The organism is Acinetobacter sp. ATCC 27244 (assembly GCF_000156555.1).
In the GTDB taxonomy this organism is placed as follows: Bacteria; Pseudomonadota; Gammaproteobacteria; order Pseudomonadales; family Moraxellaceae; genus Acinetobacter; species Acinetobacter haemolyticus.
On the sequence record NZ_GG665966.1, the window covers coordinates 80,207 to 101,995 of the forward strand.

Genomic DNA, 21,789 nt, shown 5'->3' on the forward strand with positions numbered 1-21,789 from the left:
GAATATGTGTATAAAAGTATTGAACACAACTCTTTATTTTCATCTTAATCATAATATTTAATTCTTCACTAGCCTTTTCATCAACTTTCATTAGACTTCCGTCATAAATCAAAAAACGTACAATTTATTTGATCTTAAATTAATCAGCAAAATTATTTAATTCAAGGGATAATCCTTGGATGAAATTCAAAGATATTCAAAAATTATCAGACGTTAAGTTTCGTAGGCTTACCGGTGTTAGTTGGGCTACATTTAACCTCATGTTGGCCGAGCTAAATAAGCATTTACCTCGTCATATTGGTAAAGGACGACCGCATAAATTACCGTTGGAAGATCGTTTGCTCTTATGTATAGAATATTGGAGAGAATATCGAACATTTTTCCATCTTGGTATGAGTTACGGTGTATCTGAAACGAGTGCAATTCGTATCACACGTGTTATTGAAGATACCTTAATCCGTTCTGGAAAATTTAACTTGCCAAAACAACTTCCTAATCGAGATGAAGTGGATTGGGAAGTTGTTGTGATTGATGCAACTGAAATATTAGTTCAACGTCCAAAAAAAACAGAAGAAATGGTATAGCGGTAAAAAAAAGCGACATACCTTTAAATTTCAGCTATCTATGCACTATACAACAGGTGAAATACTGAGTGTATGTGGAAGTCATGGAAGCATGCATGATTTTAAAATATTTAAAAAAAGTATGAGGAAATTAAAATTTAAGCCCTTTTTTATCGTTGATAAGGGGTATTTAGGGATAAAAAATTGGGTTTTGGATGCCTCATGCCATCTAAAGCAAAGAAAACTGAAAAATTAGATTCTGAATTAAAAAAGTTAAATAGAGAGATTGGTCGTAGACGAATTCAAGTAGAGCATGTATTTGGAAGGATGAAATGTTTTAAGATTTTATCTTGTGTATATAGAAATCGTCGTAAAAGATTAAACCTGCGGTTTAATTTACTTGCTGGCATATACAATTTAGATTGGGTGAAAGATAAACAATTAAATTGATTGAAAAATGATTTATGAAGGAAGTCTATTGCTTTGAGAGATAGTTCAGCTGTAGCAATAGTAGTAAGATTAACTAATGAATTAATAACATCATTAATCTCACTTTCTAACTTATTCTCATACCAATGATTTTTTAATCTAGAAATACGTTGAAGCTCTCTCTTTATTTTTATCATTTCTCTATACCCCTCAATAGTTCGGGGTATATCAAAAATCTTATGACAGTCTCTACATAGTGCAATTAAATTATCCTCATGATCTAGATCATCATTTAATTTTTCTTCATTTTTTAATAATTCAGCCTCATGAGGATGTGCGCTATGAGGATATATATGTGCAATCTCATACAATTTAGTTAATTGATTTTTATTGTTATGCATCAATGGCTTATTACATTTAGGACATAACCCATTTACTTCATTAAATAATACAATTTTTAAATTTTCTGTAGGTTTAATTCTTGAGTTTTTACCTGAAGATAATGTCATATAAAACCTAAATATAAACATAATAAAAAAGACCCCACATTACTGTAAGATCTTTTTTCAATAATATCAACAGTCTTTATCTTAAAACTCTATCTAATCCCATTTGGGTAATTACGATTCAATAAATATTGAGCTAAGCCACTTGACCTTCTAAAAAGTCTTGTGCAAAACGCTGTAATACCCCGCCCGCTTCATATACAGAAACTTCTTCTTCTGTATCGAGGCGGCAAGTCACAGGCACTTCAAGAATTTCTTCTTTACCGTCAGCAGTTGAACGTTCAATCACTAAAGTCAAAGTCGAACGCGGTGAGATATTACCAATCACGCTATAAAGCTCAGTACCATCTAACTTCAACGTTTTACGGTTCACACCTGGTTTAAACTCAAGCGGTAACACGCCCATACCGACTAGGTTAGTACGGTGAATACGCTCAAAACCTTCAGCCACGATTGCTTCAACACCTGCAAGACGAACACCTTTCGCTGCCCAGTCACGGCTTGAACCTTGACCATAATCCGCACCCGCAACAATGATCAACGGTTGCTTACGGTTCATGTAAGTTTCAATCGCTTCCCACATACGCATCACTTCGCCTTCAGGCTCTACACGCGCTTTTGAACCTTGTTTAATGGTGCCGTCAGAACGAACCACCATTTCATTAAACAATTTCGGGTTGGCAAATGTTGCACGTTGTGCAGTCAAATGGTCACCACGGTGTGTCGCATATGAGTTGAAGTCTTCTTCAGGTACGCCCATTTTGTGTAGGTATTCACCCGCAGCCGAATCCATCATGATCGCATTTGAAGGCGATAAATGGTCAGTGGTGATGTTATCACCCAAAATTGCAAGCGGACGCATGTTGGTCAACGTACGTGGTGCAGCCAACGCCCCTTCCCAATACGGCGGACGACGGATGTAAGTACTCATTGGACGCCAGTCGTAAAGTGGGCTTTCCGCTTGCTCAACTTCACCGAGGTCAAACATAGGAATGTAGACTTTGCGGAATTGTTCAGGCTTCACAGCTTCTTTTACCAGTGCATCAATTTCAGCATCAGATGGCCAAATGTCTTTCAGGTAAATTGGATTACCGTCTTTGTCTGTACCCAGTGCATCTTTTTCGATGTCAAAACGAATTGTCCCTGCAATCGCATAGGCTACAACAAGTGGAGGCGATGCTAAAAACGCTTGTTTTGCATATGGATGGATACGCCCATCGAAGTTACGGTTACCCGAAAGTACCGCTGTCGCATACAAATCACGGTCAATGATTTCTTGTTGAATCACTGGATCAAGCGCACCTGACATCCCGTTACAGGTTGTACATGCATACGCCACGATACCAAAACCAAGTTTTTCTAGGTCTTTGAGTACACCAGCTTCTTCAAGATAAAGTGCAGCCGCTTTAGAACCTGGTGCAAATGAAGATTTCACCCAAGGTTTACGCACTAAACCAAGTTCATTGGCTTTACGTGCCAATAGACCTGCTGCCACGGTGTTACGTGGGTTTGAGGTATTGGTACAAGACGTGATCGCAGCAATGATGATCGCGCCATCAGGCATTAAACCATCAGTACGGTTTTCAACAACGCCTGCAATACCTTTTTCTTTCAAGTCAGCAGTAGATACACGTGCATGTGGGTTTGATGGACCTGCAATGTTACGAGTGACTGTTGAAAGATCAAAACGAAGTACGCGTGGATACTGCGCTTTGGTCATATCTGATGCCCAAAGACCGATTTCTTTTGCGTATTGCTCAACCAATGCCACTTGTGCATCTTCACGACCTGTCAGACGTAAATAATCAATCGTGTTTTGGTCGATGTAGAACATCGCAGCCGTTGCACCGTATTCAGGTGTCATGTTCGAGATGGTTGCACGGTCACCAATCGACATGGTATCTGCGCCTTCACCGAAGAACTCAAGGTACGCACCAACGACACGTTCTTTACGTAAGAACTCTGTGAGTGCCAAGACGATATCCGTCGCCGTGATGCCTGCTTGACGCTGACCGACAAGCTCAACACCGATAATGTCTGGAAGACGCATCCAAGATGCACGACCCAACATCACGTTTTCAGCTTCTAAACCACCCACACCCACAGAGATCACACCAAGTGCATCCGTATGTGGTGTATGTGAGTCTGTACCTACGCATGTATCTGGAAACGCTAAGCCATCACGGTTTTGAATCACTGGAGACATTTTCTCCAAGTTGATTTGATGCATGATGCCGTTACCCGCAGGGATCACGTCGACATTTTTAAATGCGGTTTTCGTCCACTCGATAAAGTGGAAACGGTCTTCGTTACGACGATCTTCGATTGCACGGTTTTTCTCAAACGCGTCAGGATCAAAACCGCCATATTCCACTGCCAAAGAGTGATCCACGATCAACTGCGTTGGAACTACTGGGTTCACTTTAGAAGGATCGCCACCTTTGTCAGCAATCGCATCACGTAAACCAGCAAGGTCGACGAGTGCGGTTTGACCTAAGATGTCATGACAAACTACACGCGCAGGATACCAAGGAAAATCCATGTCCTGACGGCGTTCAATCAATTGCTTTAAATAATCAGTTAAGTTTTCTGCATCAGCTTTACGTACAAGCTGCTCTGCCAACACTTTAGATGTGTATGGCAAAGTTTCATATGCGCCTGGCTGAATATCTTCAACGGCTTGACGCACGTCATAGTATTCGAGCTGGGTACCTGCCAGCGGTTTACGGTATTGATTTGTCATTAACCACGCTCCGCCAATGGTTTGAATTCTAAGTTTTCAGGGCCGGTATAGTTCGCGCTTGGGCGAATGATCTTGCCGTCTTGACGCTGTTCAATCACGTGTGCAGACCAACCCGCTGTACGTGCAATCACGAATAATGGAGTGAACATTGCTGTTGGAACACCCATCAAGTGATAGCTCACCGCGCTGAACCAATCGAGGTTCGGGAACATGTTCTTCACTTCTTTCATCACTGCTTCTAAACGTTCAGCGATGAGGTACATTTTGGTGTTCTCTTGAGCCTCAGCCAAGTCATGCGCCACTTTCTTGATCACTTCGTTACGTGGATCTGAGATCGTATAAACAGGGTGACCAAAGCCGATGATCACTTCTTTTTTCTCTACACGGCTACGGATGTCTGCTTCTGCTTCGTCAGCGTTGTCATAACGTTGTTGAATCACGAATGCAACTTCGTTCGCACCACCGTGTTTTGGACCACGCAACGCACCAATACCACCTGTAATTGCTGAATACATGTCTGAACCTGTACCTGCAACAACACGCGAGGTAAAGGTTGATGCGTTGAATTCATGCTCTGCATACAGAATCAAAGACGTATGCATTGCTTGAATCCATTGCTCAGATGGTTTTTCACCATGCAACAAATGCAAGAAATGCGCAGCGATTGAGTCATCATCTGTTTCAACTTCGATACGACGACCGTTGTTGCTGAAGTGGTACCAATACAACAACATTGAACCTAAGCTTGCCATCAATTTATCAGCGATGTCTTTCGCACCTGCTTCATTATGGTCTTCATGTTCAGGCGTTAAACAACCTAGAACTGAAACGCCCGTACGCATCACGTCCATTGGATGTGCAGATGGTGGTAACTGCTCAAGTGCAGTTTTCAATGCTGATGGTAAGCCACGAAGTGCTTTAAGTTTTGCTTTATAGGCTTTCAACTCAGCTTTGTTTGGCAGTTTGCCATGTACAAGTAAGTGTGCAACTTCTTCGAATTCGCTACCTACTGCAAGGTCAAGAATGTCATAACCACGGTAGTGCAAGTCATTACCACTACGACCTACGGTACAAAGTGCTGTGTTACCGGCAACTTGACCACTTAACGCAACTGATTTTTTTGGTTTGAAGCCTGTTGGAGTTTCATTACTGCTCATAAGATTGTCCTTTTTTATATCCTGGGTGAATTTCTTAGCGGTGTCGTACCGAACTCTCATCTGATTTGAGGATAAGCCTTCGGTTGGACTTACTTTTGATGGATCAAAAGTAAGCAAAAATCCTTTGTTGGCCTGACGGTACCTCCTTGCTACCGCAGTCCAACTTGGCGGCATCCATGCCGCCTTCACGATCATTGAGACTTTCATGAAACTGATAAAATACTCTTTTTATCTCCACTAGAAAGTCTTTAATTCGTGAAATCCCTCTCTTTCTGGGAGAGGTTAGAAAAGCTAAACTATTTATTCTTCGCAAAAGTTCCATCAAGATACTGTTCAAACGCATGGTAGTTAATGCGTTCATACAATTCTTGACGGGTTTGCATGGTGTCAACAACGTTCTTCTGTGTGCCTTCTTGACGCAAAGTCACATACACATTTTCCGCTGCTTTATTCATCGCACGGAATGCTGAAAGTGGGTACAACGCAATGCTCACATCCGCAGAAGCCAATTCTTCAGTCGTGAATAATGGTGTAGAACCAAACTCAGTAATATTTGCTAATACAGGTACTTTGGTTGCATTTGCAAATTGCTTATACATTGCCAGTTCAGTGATCGCTTCAGGGAATAACATATCCGCACCTGCTTCGATGTAAGCGCCTGCACGATCAATTGCTGCTTGTAAGCCTTCAACTGCAAGTGCATCAGTACGCGCCATGATCACAAAGTTTTCATCGGTACGTGCATCCACTGCCGCTTTGATACGATCAACCATTTCTTGTTGCGTCACGATCGCTTTGTTTGGACGGTGTCCACAACGCTTTGCACCCACTTGGTCTTCGATATGCATCGCTGCCGCACCAAACTTAATCATTGATTTAGTGGTACGTGCAATATTGAATGCTGAAGCACCAAAACCTGTATCCACATCAACCAATAATGGGAGATCACAAACATCCGTAATACGGCGTACATCCGTCAATACATCATCAAGGTTACTAATCCCTAAATCAGGTAAACCTAACGAACCTGCGGCAACACCACCACCTGACAAATAAATTGCTTTATAGCCCGCACGTTTTGCTAACAATGCATGATTGGCGTTAATCGCACCCACCACTTGTAATGGTTTTTCATTTGCGACCGCGTCGCGGAATAGCTGTCCAGCAGATTTAGCCATGTTGATGTTCTCCTTGGGTTTGCAGCAATGTTTGCTCAACAATTTTGTAGGATGCATTGATGTGACGGTGCATCAGCATTTCGGCAAGTTCACCGTCACCTTCTGCGATCGCATCTAAAATGCGGATATGTTCATCCCAAGCTTTGCTTGGTCGATCAGGGGTATTTGAAAATTGAATTCGGTACATACGGATGAGGTGATACAGCTCATCACATAACATTTTTTCTAAGGTTTTATTGCCACTGCTTTTGATAATGCAGTAATGGAAATCGTCTTGACCTTCTTGTAGGTAATAGCCCTTACCTGCTTTAAAATTTTCATCTTCAGCATGCATTCGCAGTACATCACGCAATGCCAAAATTTGTTTTTTATCAATATGCTGTGCTGCTAATTTGCAGGCTAAGCCCTCAAGTGAAGCACGAATTTGATAGAGTTCTTGAAACTGTTGTAACGACAGTGACACTACGCGCGCGCCCACATGCGCAGTGCGCTCCACCAGTTTCTGTCCTTCCAGACGATGAATGGCTTCACGCAATGGACCACGACTGATACCGTAAATCCGCGCCAGTTCAGGTTCAGATATTTTACTGCCCGCAGGAATTTTTCCTAAAACGATCGCCGATTGGATTTGCTTAAATACGTGTTCCGTCAGAGTAATACTCTGACTCGTGCTTATATCTTGTGGAACAAGGGTATCTTGCATATTGTCGACAATCTCTACAGTTTTTATGATTTTATAACGAGATAATACAAATAATGCAATAGGATTGTCGACAATAAACAGACCTACTCAGTCAGTCTGAGATTCTCATCATTCTGACCAGATCCATTCACAACCATCAACAAAACCTAATAAAATACAAATAAAACAAATCTTTAGTGTGCATAAATAGGCTTTACACACCTTCTCCGATGTATCTTCCAGCTTATTTGTACGATACATGCTACGACTATGGTATGACAGCTTGATTGTAGACAATCCTTATAATCGAGCACTTTGCTACGAATTTTTGTAAGTAAATACTGCACCAGAAATGTAAATAACAGCGTGCTTCATAAGCGCTTTATTGGTACATTATTGGGCATCTGGAGCAGTGCTCCACAAGACACATCCATGCACCTTGTTGAATAAAAGGACATTGTTAATGTTTCAACATATCCCACCTTATGCAGGCGATCCAATCCTCTCGTTAATGGAACAGTTTAATGCTGATCCACGTGCTGAAAAGGTTAATTTAAGTATTGGTTTGTATTACAACGAGGACAATATCGTTCCACAGCTCGATACCATTATCGAAGCGCAAAAACGTATTGCACCTAGAAATGATAAAACCAAACTTTATCTTCCAATGGAAGGTTTTAAACCTTACCGTGATGCGATTCAAGCGTTATTGTTTGGTTCAAATAGCCCTGCAATTCAACAAGGTCGTGTTGCAACCATTCAAACACTGGGTGGTTCAGGTGCATTAAAAGTGGGTGCAGACTTTTTAAAAACCTATTTCCCAAATTCAGAAGTTTGGGTGAGCCAACCAACATGGGACAACCATGTGGCAATCTTTAACGGTGCTGGCATCAAGAGCAACTTCTATCCATACTTCGATGCAGAAACACGCGGCGTTGATTTTGATGGCATGTTATCAACACTAAAAACTTTGCCAGAACAAAGCATCGTGTTGTTACACCCATGCTGCCACAACCCGACAGGTGCTGATCTGAATCCAGCACAATGGGATCAAGTGATTGCGGTATTAAAAGAGCGCAACCTGATTCCATTCCTCGACATCGCTTACCAAGGTTTTGGCGATGGTATGGAACAAGATGCTTATGCAATTCGTGCTTTAGACCAAGCAGGTTTGAACTTCATCGTCAGCAACTCATTCTCTAAAATCTTCTCACTTTATGGTGAGCGTGTTGGCGGTTTAACCTTCGTATGTGACGATGCTGAAGCAGCACAATGCACATTTGGTCAGTTAAAAGCAACTGTACGTCGTATCTACTCTAGCCCACCAACAACGGGTGCATGGTTGGTTGATCAAGTGTTAAATGACGCTGATCTGAATCAACAATGGCAAGGCGAAGTGAAAGAGATGCGCGAACGTATTATCAAAATGCGTAGCATCTTAAAAGATGAGTTGACTAAAGCACTTCCTGACCGTGATTTTAGCTACCTTGTAAACCAAAAAGGCATGTTCAGCTATACAGGTTTGACAGGTGAACAAGTCGATACACTGCGTGAAGAATATGCCATTTACCTTGTGCGCAGTGGTCGTATCTGCGTTGCAGGTCTCAACATGAACAATGTGTATAAAGTTGCAAACGCGATGGCTGAAGTTCTAGCGAAATCGGCTTAAAATCCCCTTGCGGAGCTATAATCGCTCCTCATCTCCCTTTTAAAAGTGAGACTTTATGGATCAAAAAGGTTGTTTCACGTGAAACAACCTTTTTTATTTTCTAAGCTAAGAGTGATTGAAATGAGAAACGCTCAACCACCTAAAAATAAGACTTTCTCTTTGCTTAATTCTGTATCAATCAATGTTCAATTCCGCTTAGTCTTTGTATACTTCAACACATTGATAAACTACAAACAGCTCTTTTAAATGACTCAACTAACTTGCTTCAAAGCGTATGATATTCGCGGAAAATTAGGTACAGAACTGAACGAAGAAATCGCCTATAAAATTGGTCGTGCATACGGACAAATCTATCAACCTAAAAAAGTAGTGATTGGTTGTGACATCCGTCTGAGTAGTGAAGGCTTAAAGCAAGCAACCATTCGTGGTCTGAATGATGCAGGTGTCAATGTTCTCGATTTAGGCATGACGGGTACTGAAGAAGTTTATTTCGGCGCTTTCCATCTTGATGTACAAGGTGGCATTGAAGTGACCGCCAGCCATAATCCGATGGACTACAATGGCATGAAATTGGTTCGTGAAAATGCACGTCCAATCAGTGCAGATACAGGATTAAAAGACATCCAAGCACTCGCTGAATCAGGTGCTTTTATCGAAGTTGAGCAAAAAGGTTCGACTGAAAACTATAATATTCTGCCAGAGTTTATCGATCACTTATTAACCTACATCGATCCTCAAAAAATTAAACCACTCAAGCTGGTGGTGAATGCAGGCAATGGCGCAGCAGGTCATGTGATTGATGCGATTGAGCAGAAATTCCAGCAACTCAATATTCCAGTTGAATTTATCAAAATTCATCATGAAGCAGACGGTACTTTTCCAAATGGTATTCCGAACCCAATCCTCATTGAAAACCGAGACAGTACCCGTGATGCTGTGCTTGCGCACAATGCAGATATGGGGATTGCATGGGATGGTGACTTTGACCGCTGCTTCCTATTTGATGAGAAGGGTCAATTTATCGAAGGCTATTACATTGTTGGCTTATTGGCACAAGCCTTCTTGATCAAACAATCAGGCGAAAAGATTGTGCATGACCCACGCCTAGTTTGGAATACCTTTGATATCGTAGAGCAATATCAAGGCGTCGCAGTACAATCAAAATCTGGACATGCTTTTATTAAAGATGTAATGCGTGAACACAATGCTGTTTACGGTGGGGAAATGAGCGCTCATCATTATTTCCGCGACTTTGCTTATTGTGATAGCGGTATGATTCCTTGGTTACTCACCATTGCCCTACTCTCAGAAACAGGGCAATCTCTTTCGACACTCGTGGAAAATATGATTGCCAAGTTCCCATGTAGCGGAGAAATCAATTTTAAAGTGGCCGACACACAAGCAACGGTTCAAAAGATCTTTGATCATTATGCAGACCAAAATCCACAGATTGATCGTACCGATGGTGTGAGTCTGGATTTCGGTGCATGGCGTTTAAATGTTCGTGCGTCAAATACAGAACCATTACTTCGACTGAATATCGAAAGCCGTGCTGATCGAAATCCACAGCCAATGCAAAGTTATGTGGATGAGCTAATTGCACTGATTCAAAACTAATATTGTAAAATCACACGTTAGTTTGATTTATTAACGTGTGATTCTTTGTTCGCGAAATCAATTTATAGACTTATCCAAGATAATCTTGAGTAGTCCTTGAGTAGATACATCAAATTTGGATATATCATCTTGTTCACGATTTAGGATTGGTAACAGTTGATTGGCAATTTCTTTGCCTTTCTCAACACCCCATTGGTCAAAAGGATTAATATTCCAGAGTACGGATTGCACAAAGACTTTATGTTCATACATTGCAATCAACATCCCTAAACTATAAGGATTTAACTCTTTTAATAGAATTGTTGAACTTGGTTGATTACCTGAATATTGCTTATAAGCAGGTAAATCCTGTAACTCATCAACCGCAAGGGCTTGATTACCAAAAGCCAATAATCTTGATTGTGCCAAACAATTTGATAATGCTAAATGATGCTGTTCAACTAATGCATCTGCATTTTCCACATAGGTAAACTGATTGCCGTTATAGCGTTTTACGGGTGCGATAAAATCACAACTCACCGAATGTGTACCTTGATGTAAAAGTTGATAAAATGCATGTTGTGCATTCGGTCCAACCTCGCCCCACACAATTGGACAAGTTGCAGTATCGACTTTGTCTCCATTTCGCTGAATCGACTTTCCATTCGACTCCATTTCTAACTGCTGTAAATACGCCGCAAAATATTTTAAGCGTCCGTCATAAGGCAATACAGCATGGGTCTGAATATCTAGAAAATTGTTATTCCATACACCTAGCAAGCCCATTAAGACAGGGATATTCTGATGAAATGACGCGTTTTGAAAATGTTGGTCAATCGCATGCGCACCAGCCAACAGTTGCTTAAAACCTGCTACACCAATGGTTAATGCAATTGGCAAACCGATACAAGACCATAGAGAGTAACGACCACCGACCCAATCCCAAAGTTGCAATTGTTTATCAGCTGCAATGCCCCATTCCGTCATTTTTTCAGGCTTAGTTGAAACCCCAATAAAATGATTTTTCAGAATTTTATCATTACTACCTAATGCTTTTTCTAACCATTGACGAACAGTTTGTGCATTGGAAAGCGTATCAATGGTGCCAAACGATTTTGATGAAATAATAAAAAGCGTTGTTTCGGGTCGTAACTGATGTAATAAATCAGATAACTGACTTCCATCCATGGTGGAAACAAAATGTACAGCTAAAGGTTTAGTCGTCGAGACTTTAAAATCAGACAGTGCATGAGTCACCATCAATGGACCTAAATCGGATCCACCAACACCGATATTGACCACATCTTGAATCACTTCACCTGTTGCACCGCGATATTGTCCCGCATGAATTTTTTCTACTAAGGCATACATACGATCAAGTTGTGCATGGACTTGTGCTGTGATTTCAGACTGAAACGCTGAATCTCGTGGCAGTCGTAATGCCCAATGCATCGCTGCGCGCTGCTCTGTATAATTAATTTGCTCAGATGAAAATAATGTTTTGATCCAACGCCCTAGGCTTTGTGCATCTGCGAGTTCAACCAACGCTTTTAAGATGTTTTGATCAACACGATGCTTACTAAAATCCAAGACAATTTGATCATGTTCAACCGAGAAGAGGCTAAAACGCGCAGGATCATCTGCAAACAAAGTATTGAGGTGGACATCTTTAAATTGCTTTTGCAAAGAGACTAAACGCTCTAAAACAGAAGCCTGCTCTTGTACAGGAAAAGGCTGTATGTGTTTAATCATAATTAACGCCCCACACCCATATAAGCAAAACCTTGTGCTTTCACATAATGAGGATCATATATATTGCGCCCATCTAAAATCAACGGATGTTCCATCAACTGAATGAGTTGCTTAAAGTCTGGACTCCAGTATTGCTTCCAAGCAGTTAAGACACACAAACCGTGAGCATGATGTACTGCATCATATTGATCATTACAGAGAATTAAATCGGCTCTTTCACCATAAATCATCGCGATTTCATCTAATGCTTGTGGATCATGTAAACGAACCGTTACGCCTTGCGCCCACAATGCTTTTAACATTTGATGTATCGGTGATTGTTGAATACTTGAAGTATTCTCCTTAAATGAAGCCCCCCATATTGCTATGGTTTTGGCTTGTAATTCTCCATGATAATAATTCCACAATTTACGGAACAGAATTTCTTTTTGTTGTTCATTAATATCCCAAACTTGCGCGAGTAATTGACTTTTGACTCCAGTATTTGCAACAGTACTTGCCAACGTCAAAACATCATGAGAAAAATTCTCCCCACCAAAGCCTGCACCAGGATACAAATAGGCAGCACCAATTCGATTATCCGCAGCCATTCCCTGTCTAACCGAAGCGATATCAATACCGAGTTTTTCAGCAACCACCGCTAAATCATTAATATAGCTAATTCGGGTTGCTAACATGCCTGAAATACTGAGTTTGGTAAACTCCGCATCCAAAATTGGCATGAACAAATATTGTTGCTCTAGAGGAAAAAAAGGTCTTAATAACTCTTTGACTTTGCTTTGGGCACGACTGTCTAAGCACCCAACGATTAACTGCTTCGCTTGAGTTAGACTTTGCAAAGCATTACCTTCCTGAATTGTATCAGGTAAATAAACCCAATCATCTTCTGAAAGGATCTGCTGCATTTTCTCAGTGCCATGTAAGCCAAAGGTCGAAGCATTGATCATTAACTTGGGGTGAATAATGGTTCTTTGCTTAAGAGTCTCTAAAAGCTCAAAAACGAAGGCTTCTTGAGTTTGATTAAAGCTGAATAAATATCCATCGATATCTAAAGGAAGATTTTGAAGCGCAGCATATTTTAGAAACCCACTCTTCAACTGTTTTTCTAATAAGCGGCTGACATTTTCATCATGAAATGCATATTGCAAATCATTTTGTTGTTTCTGAGTATCTGAACACCAATACACAAAGTGCCCAGATTCAGATAGAAGTGCAGACATCACCCCAGCATATAAGGTATTGCCAAAAACTGCGATTTTCATAACCGTTAACCCTAAACCTATAGGGCTAACTCGCGAATTAAGCCCTTAAAATCTTCACCCAGTTTTGGATGTTCAATACCATAATGTAATACAGCTTTAAGATAACCAATCTTACTGCCACAATCAAAGGTTTGACCTTTCATACGGTAGGCTTCAACAGGTTCAAGTTGTTGCAGGCTTGCAATAGCATCTGTCAATTGAATCTCATTACCCGCACCACGAGGTGTATTTTCCAACATTGCCATAATTTTGGCAGGTAAGATATAACGCCCCACAACCGATAAATTCGAAGGCGCTGTTCCCACTGCAGGTTTCTCAACAATCCCTTGCATAACAATACTCTCACCTTCATTTGGAGAGTTTGCCACATCTACGATACCGTATTGATCGACCAAGTGATCAGGCACTGCTTCGACCATAATTTGCGCAGCTTGCGATTGCTCAAAGCGTTGAATCATGAGCAACAAATCATTTTCTGGCGCAGTATCTTTCACCAACACATCAGGCAGCAAAACCGCAAAAGCGTCATCCCCCACGATATCTTTTGCACAAAGTACAGCATGTCCAAGCCCTAAAGGTTGCGGCTGACGTACACTCACGACGCTGACATGTTTTGGTAGAATATCAGTGATTTCTTTGAGTAAATCGAATTTCTTTTTTTGCTCTAACGTTGTTTCAAGTTCAAAGTTGCGATCGAAATAATTTTCAATCGATGCTTTGGATGAATGCGTAACCAAAATAATTTGCTCGATTCCCGCCTTTACAGCTTCATTCACAACATATTCAATTGCTGGACGATCCACCACCGTTACCATCTCTTTAGGAATGGATTTACTTGCTGGCAGAAAACGCGTGCCTAAACCTGCAACAGGTAAAATTGCTTTTTTGATCATAACTTTTCTCGAATTAATTCACTCTGACTTCGCCACTACGCTTATAACCGTCCACATAATGTTCCAGCTGGGTCAAAGCCCAGTCCACATCATGATCAATCGCTGTCATTTGGTTGATTCTAGCAAAAATATCTTGGATCTCTTCTAGCGGATAATGCTTTTCAAAAGAACGAAGAATTCGCGTATGCTGCGTATATTCTGTATTTTCCTGATCAATCAGCAACTCTTCATACAGTTTTTCACCTGGTCTTAAACCACTATACGCGATTTCAATATCACCCTCTAAAGAACCTGTTTCACGCACTTTTAAACCACTGAGTTTAATCATTTGACGTGCGAGATCTTGGATGCGAACAGGCTCTCCCATATCCAGTAGGAAGACATCACCGCCCAAACCTAATGCGCCAGCCTGAATCACCAACTGAGATGCCTCAGGAATGGTCATAAAGTAGCGTGTCACATCTGGATGCGTCACTGTAATTGGACCACCGACAGCGATTTGCTGCTTAAATAATGGCACCACCGAACCCGAAGAACCGAGAACATTACCAAATCGAACGATACTGATTTGCGTATTTGGCTTCGTCTCGGCAACAGCCTGACAATAAAGCTCAGCCATGCGTTTAGACGCCCCCATCACATTGGTCGGTCGTACTGCTTTATCCGTTGAAATGAGTACAAAGGTTTCTACGCCTTTTTTTACGGCCGCATTCAAACTATTTGCCGTGCCAATTGCATTGTTTTTTAGACCTGCAATAGGGTTACATTCAACTAAAGGCACATGTTTATACGCAGCCGCGTGATAGACCGTCTGTACGTGATATTGTTCGATAATTCGCTCAAGCTTTTGCTGATCTTGTACCGTTCCTAAAATAGGAACAATCTCGCAGGTTGCGGTGCGTCTTAGCTCTTTATCAATATCGTATAATGCAAACTCAGTGAGTTCATATAACACCAAAAGTTTGGGTTGGTTTTTAATAATTTGACGACATAGTTCTGAGCCAATTGAACCACCAGCACCTGTCACCATCACAACTTTATCTTGAATATTTTTAACCAATAAATGAGCAATTGGTGGTACAGGATCACGTCCTAGTAAGTCAATAATATCGACTTCCTGAATATCTGAAACACGAATTTCACCATCCACCAACTGGGTTAAACCAGGCAGCTCGGTGATTTTAACACGAGCAGATTCAAATTGTTGAATGATCTCAGTTTTGCGTACACGACCAACAGAAGGCAAGGCCAAAAGAATTTCATCGATGCGATCTTTTTCGAAACGTTGTAGTGCCTTTTCTACCGAATAAACCTTTAAACCACCAACAATCTGACCTTGTAATGATGCATAGTCATCAATAAAAAATACGGACAAATGATCATCAGAACGGTTCAATGCAGCTGCAATTTGTTGACCTGCATCCCCTGCACCATAAATTGCAATTCTTTTCCGCCCAAGTTCAGAATAGAAAGAGGCTTTCACCACAAAACGGATAAATGCACGACTCGCCCAAACCCATGCAAACATCATAAAACCGAACATGAATGGGATCGACATAGGCACATAAGCTTCAGTACATGCATTAAGCACATATAAAGCAATCATGGTCAATGCGACAGCAAATGCCAATTTAACAATAAAAACCTCATCAAAGGTTCTTACGATAAATCGGTATACGCCTGTAACACCTAAGCTAATCACAGCAATCAAACTGACGAGGAGAATCCCATGATCAATACCAGGAATAACCTGCGCACCTATATCAAACAGGCGAATGGAATAGCACAACCATAAAATGATTGGGAAGACTAAAATGTCTAAAAAAACAAGAAAAAGTTGTTTATATAATCTTGGCGCTGAGGCAAATTGATGAATAATCTTTTTCACAGTGATCTTCTAATCATCCTACATTCAGTTCGATCTTTATACGCACTTCTAATGTAACTGAAAATAACTTTTACACATCAAATACGCAATACTTTAAAAAGCAGGATATCTCTCTCATATCCTATAATTTTGTTTGATTCAGTTTTCAATTTTTAGCTGCATATTTAATGTGCAAGGACTGAACCTGCTGCTAAAAAAGTAAAAGGTGCAACCTCTTTATTTCCTGTAATTTTAACGCCAACACTGAGATGAGAAAACATTCCTATCATACAATCATGATCAATAGCAGAAGTTATATTGACAATTACACCATCTTCTACTCTAACATCAATCCCTACAATGCAGCCTGCGAGAATACAAACACCTTCTCCTACCATCGTTCTAGAACTAATAATCGCTGATGGATGAATAATTGTGGCGATAGGAATACCCAAATCTTTTAGCTTCTGAAACCAAGCCTGCCTAACCTGATTATTGCCCACAGCAGGAATTGCTGCAGTAATCGTGGAAATAAGCGTTGGAATCTTATCTATATTGGCTACTATTGGAAAACCAGCAACTTCCGTTCTTTGAGGCCAACTATCATCCGCAAATACAATGCTACGCCATTGGCCCGATAGCAATGCTGCTTCTGCAACAGATTTACCATGACCACCAGCCCCTAAGATCAACAAAACATCTTGCTTAAGCATTTTCTGTTTTACCTGCACCAAAATATATGGCTAAAACAATCAATGGAATATAAGCAATTAAAATTAAGAGTTCTGGAATCAAAACGCTTTTCGATGCTAGATATGCGATTGGCAATAGCCATAAAACATTAATCACTAATACACCAAATGTCACAATGGTATGACTATTATATTTTCTAGATGCATATTGGTATGCATGACTTCGATGTGCATCATACATCTTATGACCATTGATCACACGACGAATTAAAGTGAAAGTAGCATCTACAATAAATACACCTAAACATATAATCCATGCACAGAACAGAGCAACATCTTGTTTCAATGCTATTAATGCAAGAATACCCAGAATTAACCCTAAGAAGCCGCTACACGCATCTCCCATAAAGATACGCGCTTTAGGAAAGTTCCATAGTAAGAATCCCGTTGCACAAGCTGCTAATAAGAACAGTGACTGACTTGATAATTCAGATGCCAATAGAAGATAAATCGTTCCCATGCTTACTGTCGCTGTAATTACTTCAATACTAGCAATACCATTGATGCCATCCATAAAGTTATACAGATTCAGCAACCACACTAGAAAAAGCACTGCAATAATATTCGCAAACCATCCTAATTGAATACTCTCATTAAATAATACAACATCAGAAAAACCACCCAATGAAACCACAGCAGCAACCGCAACAAGGAAATGAACGGCTAACCGTACCAAAGCATTAATATGCCCATGGTCATCCAGAAAGCCTAGTAATGCAATGACAAACCCAGCAGCAATGAGGGTAAAGCCAACATGTTGAGATATATCTCCTAGATAAATAAGCAACATCAGCCCTAAAAGATAGCTAATAACAACAGCAACACCTCCCCCTCGTGGCGTTGGGACGCTGTGCGAACTTCGCTCGTTGGGGTTGTCGATAATATTTTTTTTGACTGCATACATCCGCATGAGATAGGTCAGCACAAAAGCGAGTAAAAAGAAAGCCAATAAAAACATATCAATTCGATTCCATTTCTCTAAACATTTTAGCCAAGCTTTGCTCTGTCGAATATGGTGCATTCCAACCGAGAACTTGTGTATTCTTTGAAGTATCGACGACTAATTCAGAACACAATCGAGATGCCACCGCAGAACGACCAACCAGACTTGCTAACAAGTAAATTATTCTCTTCGGTACAGGGATTTTCATTAGCTTATTCCCTTGACATGATGCTAGTTGATCAAACAACTGTTTCACTGAAACATCATCTTGATCGCTGGCTAAAAAAACCTGCCCAGTTGCATCTGGATGCGTCAGACATACACGTATCAGATCAGCTAGGTTATACACACTCACCATACTACGTTTATTGTCTAAGCATCCAATCGGTAGAGGAAGTTTCTTTGATGCCAATCCAACCATACTTTTAAAGTTAGCTTTTACATTTGGTCCATAAATCAGCACAGGCCGAATAATCACAACTTCTAATCCCGTTTCTTCTGCCAATTTCAATAAAGCTTGTTCAGCTTCGTATTTAGACAAACCATAGGGATCATCTGTATGAATTGGATCGTCAGCAGTAAAAGGTTTCTGCTGGGTAGCCTCTTCACCATTCACTTTAATACTACTTAAGTAAATAAAGCGCTTTACACCACTTTGAGCAGCTTTACTGGCAACATTGAGCGTACCGTTCACATTAATTTGACGATATGCTTCTAAAGGCGACTCGGCTGTTTCATGCATGATATGTGCACGTCCAGCACAATGTACAATTACATCAATATGATCAAAGTTAACTTGGTCTAAATTATCACTTAAATCAAAATTAATATTTTCAATGCGTGGATGTGGAAATTGTTGAGGACGACGGGTATGGGCAATAACAGAGTAACCTTGTTCTGATAAATACTGACAAAGGCACTTGCCTAAGAAACCATTACTGCCTGTAACTAATATTTTATTTAACAACATCATAAATAGCCTTCTTAATATTAGTGATGTTTTAATTCAATAAGATCATCTGCTAAAGCATCCATAATGTTATGACGTGTATATTTATGAATAAATGCCTCGCGTGGATGCACTTCAAAATCAATTTCATTGAATTTATTGATTGCATCATCGACATCACATGGATGAAAAACATGTGTGGACTCCATATTTTCATCTATAAAATCGACGATATATCCAGACAAGCCGCCCCAAATTGGTTTATTGTAACAAGCGTATTCAAATATTTTAGAGGGGATTACCTTTTTAAAAGCATCGAAATCATTCAAATGAAGAAATAGAATATCTGCATGATCATAATACTTTAGTAATTCAGCACGATTTACTGGTGGAAGAAGTTGTACATTGTTTACATTTAAATCATTCAATGTCTGCTCTAACTCTCGCTTTCTTCCACCATTACCAATCAGCTGGAACAACACATGTCCCTCTAAACGCTTCGCTAACTGAGGAATAATCTTATGCAGACCTTGCCCATCACCAAAATTACCAGCATAAACAACCACTAAGGGATCATTACATTTATGGCAAGTATATTTATTGTATTGATCTAAAAAGATAGCATCGATTCCATTTGTAAAAAAACGATAATTTTTATTTTTATACTTCTTTTCAAAATAAGGAAGAAAGCCTCGAGAAACCACATTTACGATTTGAGCTCTATTGATCGTAAACTTCTCAATTATAGAGAGAATCGGCAGAACCAAGAATGTCATTTTTTTTGGGAAAACATCCTCTACCGTATCGATAAAAATGTCTCGTATATCTAGATATAGTGGGGCATTTTTCAAAAAGGAAATTACTGCACCTAGAAAGGCTGTCATGAGACGAGAGGATGTTGCATATATATGCGTATAGTTCCGCCCCATGATTATTTTTAGAGTGAAGAAGAAGAAAAAGAAAAAGCTAATAATTTGACCAAGTATGCCAGAGAATCGGGTACTTACATCAGCTCGATAAATCGTAACATTTCCATCATATTCAACTTTTTTGCATTCTTCAGCAAAGTCACTATAACGGTTTGGTAGAGTCGTAATAACATCCACTTTTGCATCTGGATAGTTTCTTTTTAAACTCTCAACCAATGCGGTTGTTCTAAAAGAACCTGCTGATAAATCAGGTTTATAGAAAAAACTTATAATCAGCAAATTCATTTACTGCTCCAATTAATTATTGTTTCCAACTTTCCATCGAAAATACCAATATTCAAACAATAATTCGATATTTTCTTACCAAACTCAGGATGCCAATAACTATGCTCTATATCTAAGCTAGAGTTCGGACTAAAACTTACACTAAACTCTTCACCGTCTAGAATTAGAACCACACTGTGTTCCAGTACTTCTTTAATTTCTACATCTGGATGTAAGTAGAATCTAGCCTGAGCCTTTTTATAAGCACCAATAAGAGTATCAGTAACAATTAACTTATTACTTTCTATTATCCAATCACGTTGATGTAGAACATTCACGCCTTGTCGAACATACCCATCATGTGATGTCTTCAATGCGATAACTTGACCCAAATTGTTATATTGGATATTCTCCAATTTTGGATAAGCTCTACGCGCTACACGAAAACCAGCCCAGACCTCACTAGAGTTCAAATTATTTACTTCAACTGTATTATGCGCAGAAGTACTACGTTGTCTATTTCGCTCATCTCCCAAGCCATATTGAGAAGTTCCTGAATTCACAAAAATTCGCCTACCCTTCAAACTCAGCTCAAAACTTAAAGTATCCGCATGAGCATGTCCAGGTTGATAGTCTGGTCCCACTTTAGCGACATCTATAATCAGCTTAAGATCATTACGCTCAATAACAGCATAGCCACTATATTCTAAATATCTATCCGCTTTTTCATGCTCGCAATTTATCCCTAATTGAGAGGCATAAGTCTGTAATTGCAAAAATGTTGGAGCAATGTAAAAGGCTGCATCATTAAAAAAAGAAATGTTTCCATCGGGATGAGACATATGCTGTAACCACTTCAGCATCTTTTGGATCTTAATCGCTAAAAAGGTGGCGTCGATCTTATCTTCAATTCCATACAGACCAGCCAATTGATAGAGATCAAGCAAATCCTCCAAAAAGATTGCATGGTACATCGGCGTTAGCTCAAAGTTCCCCCCATCCAATAACACTTGCTCTCTAATTTCTCTTTGATATATTTTTAAACCTTTCTTCAACCACTTTTCAGCATCTCCTGTATTAAAAAAAATGCCAACAAAGATCAATGCTTTTGCATTTGCAAATAAATGATTTGCGAGAATATGCCATTCGATATTCTTATATAGATGCTCAGCTTGAAGAGAAAGAGATTGTCGCTGAGTATCCGTTAAAACATTACCTTTTAGCGCCCATTTCACCCAATTCACAATTCTCAATGAAGTAGGATATGGCTCCCATCCATTACCATTCGCGTATGGGTTTTCATCAATCCATTTGTTTATCAGATCATAATGCCAAGCCTGTCGAGTTAATGCATTTTCTGCATTCAGGTCATCGAAATAATGTAAGTTATATAACCACAGTTTTTCTTGTTGATCTGAGTTCCAGTCTTGACTGCCGTTTAACTCACCCAAATGATTCAAAAACACAAATTTTGTGGAAGCTAGCATAGAAGCAGGTCGAGGTACTATCATCTGCCAAAGTTTATTTTGCTTACGCAATTTTGTAGCAAATATATTCTTTTGGGTTGCTGGCTTTAAAAAAAAATAGTAAAGACGATAATATATTTGAATGAATTTCAAATGCTTAACAGTATTGGTGAGCTTTAAAATATCCAT

Annotated in this window: 17 protein-coding genes and 2 pseudogenes; 5 read left to right on the plus strand and 14 right to left on the minus strand. The window is 39.9% G+C overall.

Annotation, left to right across the window (positions count from 1 at the left end; translation table 11 throughout):
• The first annotated feature begins 179 nt into the window (after positions 1 to 179).
• From HMPREF0023_RS14675 to HMPREF0023_RS17040, 3 genes and pseudogenes are all read left to right on the plus strand, one after another.
• Positions 180 to 584, plus strand: coding sequence for a transposase family protein (locus HMPREF0023_RS14675; protein ID WP_008942454.1), 405 nt, complete (start codon positions 180 to 182; stop codon positions 582 to 584).
• A gap of 37 nt (positions 585 to 621) precedes the next feature.
• Positions 622 to 819: pseudogene (locus HMPREF0023_RS17035) on the plus strand (hypothetical protein); the annotation flags it as partial.
• Positions 786 to 923: pseudogene (locus HMPREF0023_RS17040) on the plus strand (transposase family protein); the annotation flags it as partial. The pseudogenes HMPREF0023_RS17035 and HMPREF0023_RS17040, both read left to right, overlap by 34 nt.
• Here the strand turns inward: HMPREF0023_RS17040 and HMPREF0023_RS14685 are convergent.
• From HMPREF0023_RS14685 to HMPREF0023_RS14710, 5 genes are all read right to left on the minus strand, one after another.
• A complete protein-coding gene (locus tag HMPREF0023_RS14685) occupies positions 866 to 1,501 on the minus strand; it encodes an HNH endonuclease signature motif containing protein (RefSeq protein WP_223804359.1) in 636 nt (211 codons plus the stop codon). The pseudogene HMPREF0023_RS17040 and the gene HMPREF0023_RS14685 sit on opposite strands and share 58 nt — an antisense overlap.
• A 133-nt stretch (positions 1,502 to 1,634) precedes the next feature.
• The gene (gene acnD / locus HMPREF0023_RS14690; RefSeq protein ID WP_005092639.1) at positions 1,635 to 4,241 is read right to left on the minus strand and encodes a Fe/S-dependent 2-methylisocitrate dehydratase AcnD; all 2,607 of its coding nucleotides are present in this window, start codon (positions 4,239 to 4,241) and stop codon (positions 1,635 to 1,637) included.
• On the minus strand, positions 4,241 to 5,398 hold the full coding sequence (gene prpC, locus HMPREF0023_RS14695) for a 2-methylcitrate synthase (RefSeq protein ID WP_017396654.1): 1,158 nt from the start codon (positions 5,396 to 5,398) through the stop codon (positions 4,241 to 4,243). The genes acnD and prpC overlap by 1 nt, the downstream gene beginning before the upstream one ends.
• A 296-nt stretch (positions 5,399 to 5,694) precedes the next feature.
• Complete coding sequence (gene prpB / locus HMPREF0023_RS14705) at positions 5,695 to 6,576, minus strand: methylisocitrate lyase (protein ID WP_008942458.1); 882 nt, start codon at positions 6,574 to 6,576, stop codon at positions 5,695 to 5,697.
• Positions 6,569 to 7,279: a GntR family transcriptional regulator gene (locus HMPREF0023_RS14710; protein WP_008942459.1), complete on the minus strand. Its 711-nt coding sequence runs from the start codon at positions 7,277 to 7,279 to the stop codon at positions 6,569 to 6,571. Before HMPREF0023_RS14710 ends, prpB begins: the two co-directional genes overlap by 8 nt.
• 442 nt (positions 7,280 to 7,721) lie before the next feature.
• Here HMPREF0023_RS14710 and HMPREF0023_RS14715 point away from each other — a divergent pair, with 442 nt between their 5' ends.
• The gene (locus HMPREF0023_RS14715) at positions 7,722 to 8,927 is read left to right on the plus strand and encodes an aromatic amino acid transaminase (RefSeq protein WP_005092645.1); all 1,206 of its coding nucleotides are present in this window, start codon (positions 7,722 to 7,724) and stop codon (positions 8,925 to 8,927) included.
• A gap of 246 nt (positions 8,928 to 9,173) precedes the next feature.
• Positions 9,174 to 10,544, plus strand: a complete 1,371-nt coding sequence (locus tag HMPREF0023_RS14720) for a phosphomannomutase/phosphoglucomutase (RefSeq protein ID WP_008942460.1) — start codon at positions 9,174 to 9,176, stop codon at positions 10,542 to 10,544.
• A gap of 57 nt (positions 10,545 to 10,601) precedes the next feature.
• Here HMPREF0023_RS14720 and pgi read toward each other — a convergent pair whose 3' ends face one another.
• The 9 genes from pgi to HMPREF0023_RS14765 all read right to left on the minus strand — a co-directional run bounded on the left by pgi (position 10,602) and on the right by HMPREF0023_RS14765 (position 21,789).
• On the minus strand, positions 10,602 to 12,275 hold the full coding sequence (pgi, locus tag HMPREF0023_RS14725) for a glucose-6-phosphate isomerase (RefSeq protein WP_008942461.1): 1,674 nt from the start codon (positions 12,273 to 12,275) through the stop codon (positions 10,602 to 10,604).
• 2 nt (positions 12,276 to 12,277) lie between these two features.
• Positions 12,278 to 13,537, minus strand: a complete 1,260-nt coding sequence (locus tag HMPREF0023_RS14730; protein ID WP_004637413.1) for a nucleotide sugar dehydrogenase — start codon at positions 13,535 to 13,537, stop codon at positions 12,278 to 12,280.
• Between the two features lie 17 nt (positions 13,538 to 13,554).
• Complete coding sequence (gene galU / locus HMPREF0023_RS14735) at positions 13,555 to 14,430, minus strand: UTP--glucose-1-phosphate uridylyltransferase GalU (protein ID WP_008942462.1); 876 nt, start codon at positions 14,428 to 14,430, stop codon at positions 13,555 to 13,557.
• 13 nt (positions 14,431 to 14,443) lie between these two features.
• Positions 14,444 to 16,318: a polysaccharide biosynthesis protein gene (locus HMPREF0023_RS14740; RefSeq protein WP_008942463.1), complete on the minus strand. Its 1,875-nt coding sequence runs from the start codon at positions 16,316 to 16,318 to the stop codon at positions 14,444 to 14,446.
• 164 nt (positions 16,319 to 16,482) lie between these two features.
• Positions 16,483 to 17,010 (minus strand): acetyltransferase, encoded by a 528-nt coding sequence (locus HMPREF0023_RS14745; RefSeq protein WP_008942464.1) that lies wholly within the window; start codon positions 17,008 to 17,010, stop codon positions 16,483 to 16,485.
• Positions 17,003 to 18,007 carry an MraY family glycosyltransferase gene (locus HMPREF0023_RS14750; RefSeq protein ID WP_008942465.1) on the minus strand — a complete coding sequence of 335 codons (1,005 nt, stop codon included), beginning with the start codon at positions 18,005 to 18,007 and terminating at the stop codon, positions 17,003 to 17,005. Before HMPREF0023_RS14750 ends, HMPREF0023_RS14745 begins: the two co-directional genes overlap by 8 nt.
• Before the next feature lies 1 nt (position 18,008).
• Positions 18,009 to 18,965, minus strand: coding sequence for an SDR family NAD(P)-dependent oxidoreductase (locus HMPREF0023_RS14755; RefSeq protein WP_008942466.1), 957 nt, complete (start codon positions 18,963 to 18,965; stop codon positions 18,009 to 18,011).
• Positions 18,966 to 18,982: 17 nt separating this feature from the next.
• A complete protein-coding gene (locus tag HMPREF0023_RS14760) occupies positions 18,983 to 20,155 on the minus strand; it encodes a glycosyltransferase family 4 protein (RefSeq protein WP_008942467.1) in 1,173 nt (390 codons plus the stop codon).
• A complete protein-coding gene (locus HMPREF0023_RS14765; RefSeq protein ID WP_008942468.1) occupies positions 20,152 to 21,789 on the minus strand; it encodes a heparinase II/III family protein in 1,638 nt (545 codons plus the stop codon). Before HMPREF0023_RS14765 ends, HMPREF0023_RS14760 begins: the two co-directional genes overlap by 4 nt.

What these genes read in the sequence shown, in the direction of transcription:
- HMPREF0023_RS14675 (WP_008942454.1), top strand. Translation starts at nt 180, where the DNA reads ATGAAATTCAAAGATATTCAAAAATTATCAGACGTTAAGTTTCGTAGG.
- HMPREF0023_RS14685 (WP_223804359.1), bottom strand. Translation starts at nt 1,501, where the DNA reads ATGACATTATCTTCAGGTAAAAACTCAAGAATTAAACCTACAGAAAAT.
- acnD (WP_005092639.1), bottom strand. Translation starts at nt 4,241, where the DNA reads ATGACAAATCAATACCGTAAACCGCTGGCAGGTACCCAGCTCGAATAC.
- prpC (WP_017396654.1), bottom strand. Translation starts at nt 5,398, where the DNA reads ATGAGCAGTAATGAAACTCCAACAGGCTTCAAACCAAAAAAATCAGTT.
- prpB (WP_008942458.1), bottom strand. Translation starts at nt 6,576, where the DNA reads ATGGCTAAATCTGCTGGACAGCTATTCCGCGACGCGGTCGCAAATGAA.
- HMPREF0023_RS14710 (WP_008942459.1), bottom strand. Translation starts at nt 7,279, where the DNA reads ATGCAAGATACCCTTGTTCCACAAGATATAAGCACGAGTCAGAGTATT.
- HMPREF0023_RS14715 (WP_005092645.1), top strand. Translation starts at nt 7,722, where the DNA reads ATGTTTCAACATATCCCACCTTATGCAGGCGATCCAATCCTCTCGTTA.
- HMPREF0023_RS14720 (WP_008942460.1), top strand. Translation starts at nt 9,174, where the DNA reads ATGACTCAACTAACTTGCTTCAAAGCGTATGATATTCGCGGAAAATTA.
- pgi (WP_008942461.1), bottom strand. Translation starts at nt 12,275, where the DNA reads ATGATTAAACACATACAGCCTTTTCCTGTACAAGAGCAGGCTTCTGTT.
- HMPREF0023_RS14730 (WP_004637413.1), bottom strand. Translation starts at nt 13,537, where the DNA reads ATGAAAATCGCAGTTTTTGGCAATACCTTATATGCTGGGGTGATGTCT.
- galU (WP_008942462.1), bottom strand. Translation starts at nt 14,430, where the DNA reads ATGATCAAAAAAGCAATTTTACCTGTTGCAGGTTTAGGCACGCGTTTT.
- HMPREF0023_RS14745 (WP_008942464.1), bottom strand. Translation starts at nt 17,010, where the DNA reads ATGCTTAAGCAAGATGTTTTGTTGATCTTAGGGGCTGGTGGTCATGGT.
- HMPREF0023_RS14750 (WP_008942465.1), bottom strand. Translation starts at nt 18,007, where the DNA reads ATGTTTTTATTGGCTTTCTTTTTACTCGCTTTTGTGCTGACCTATCTC.
- HMPREF0023_RS14755 (WP_008942466.1), bottom strand. Translation starts at nt 18,965, where the DNA reads ATGATGTTGTTAAATAAAATATTAGTTACAGGCAGTAATGGTTTCTTA.
- HMPREF0023_RS14760 (WP_008942467.1), bottom strand. Translation starts at nt 20,155, where the DNA reads ATGAATTTGCTGATTATAAGTTTTTTCTATAAACCTGATTTATCAGCA.
- HMPREF0023_RS14765 (WP_008942468.1), bottom strand. Translation starts at nt 21,789, where the DNA reads ATGGATATTTTAAAGCTCACCAATACTGTTAAGCATTTGAAATTCATT.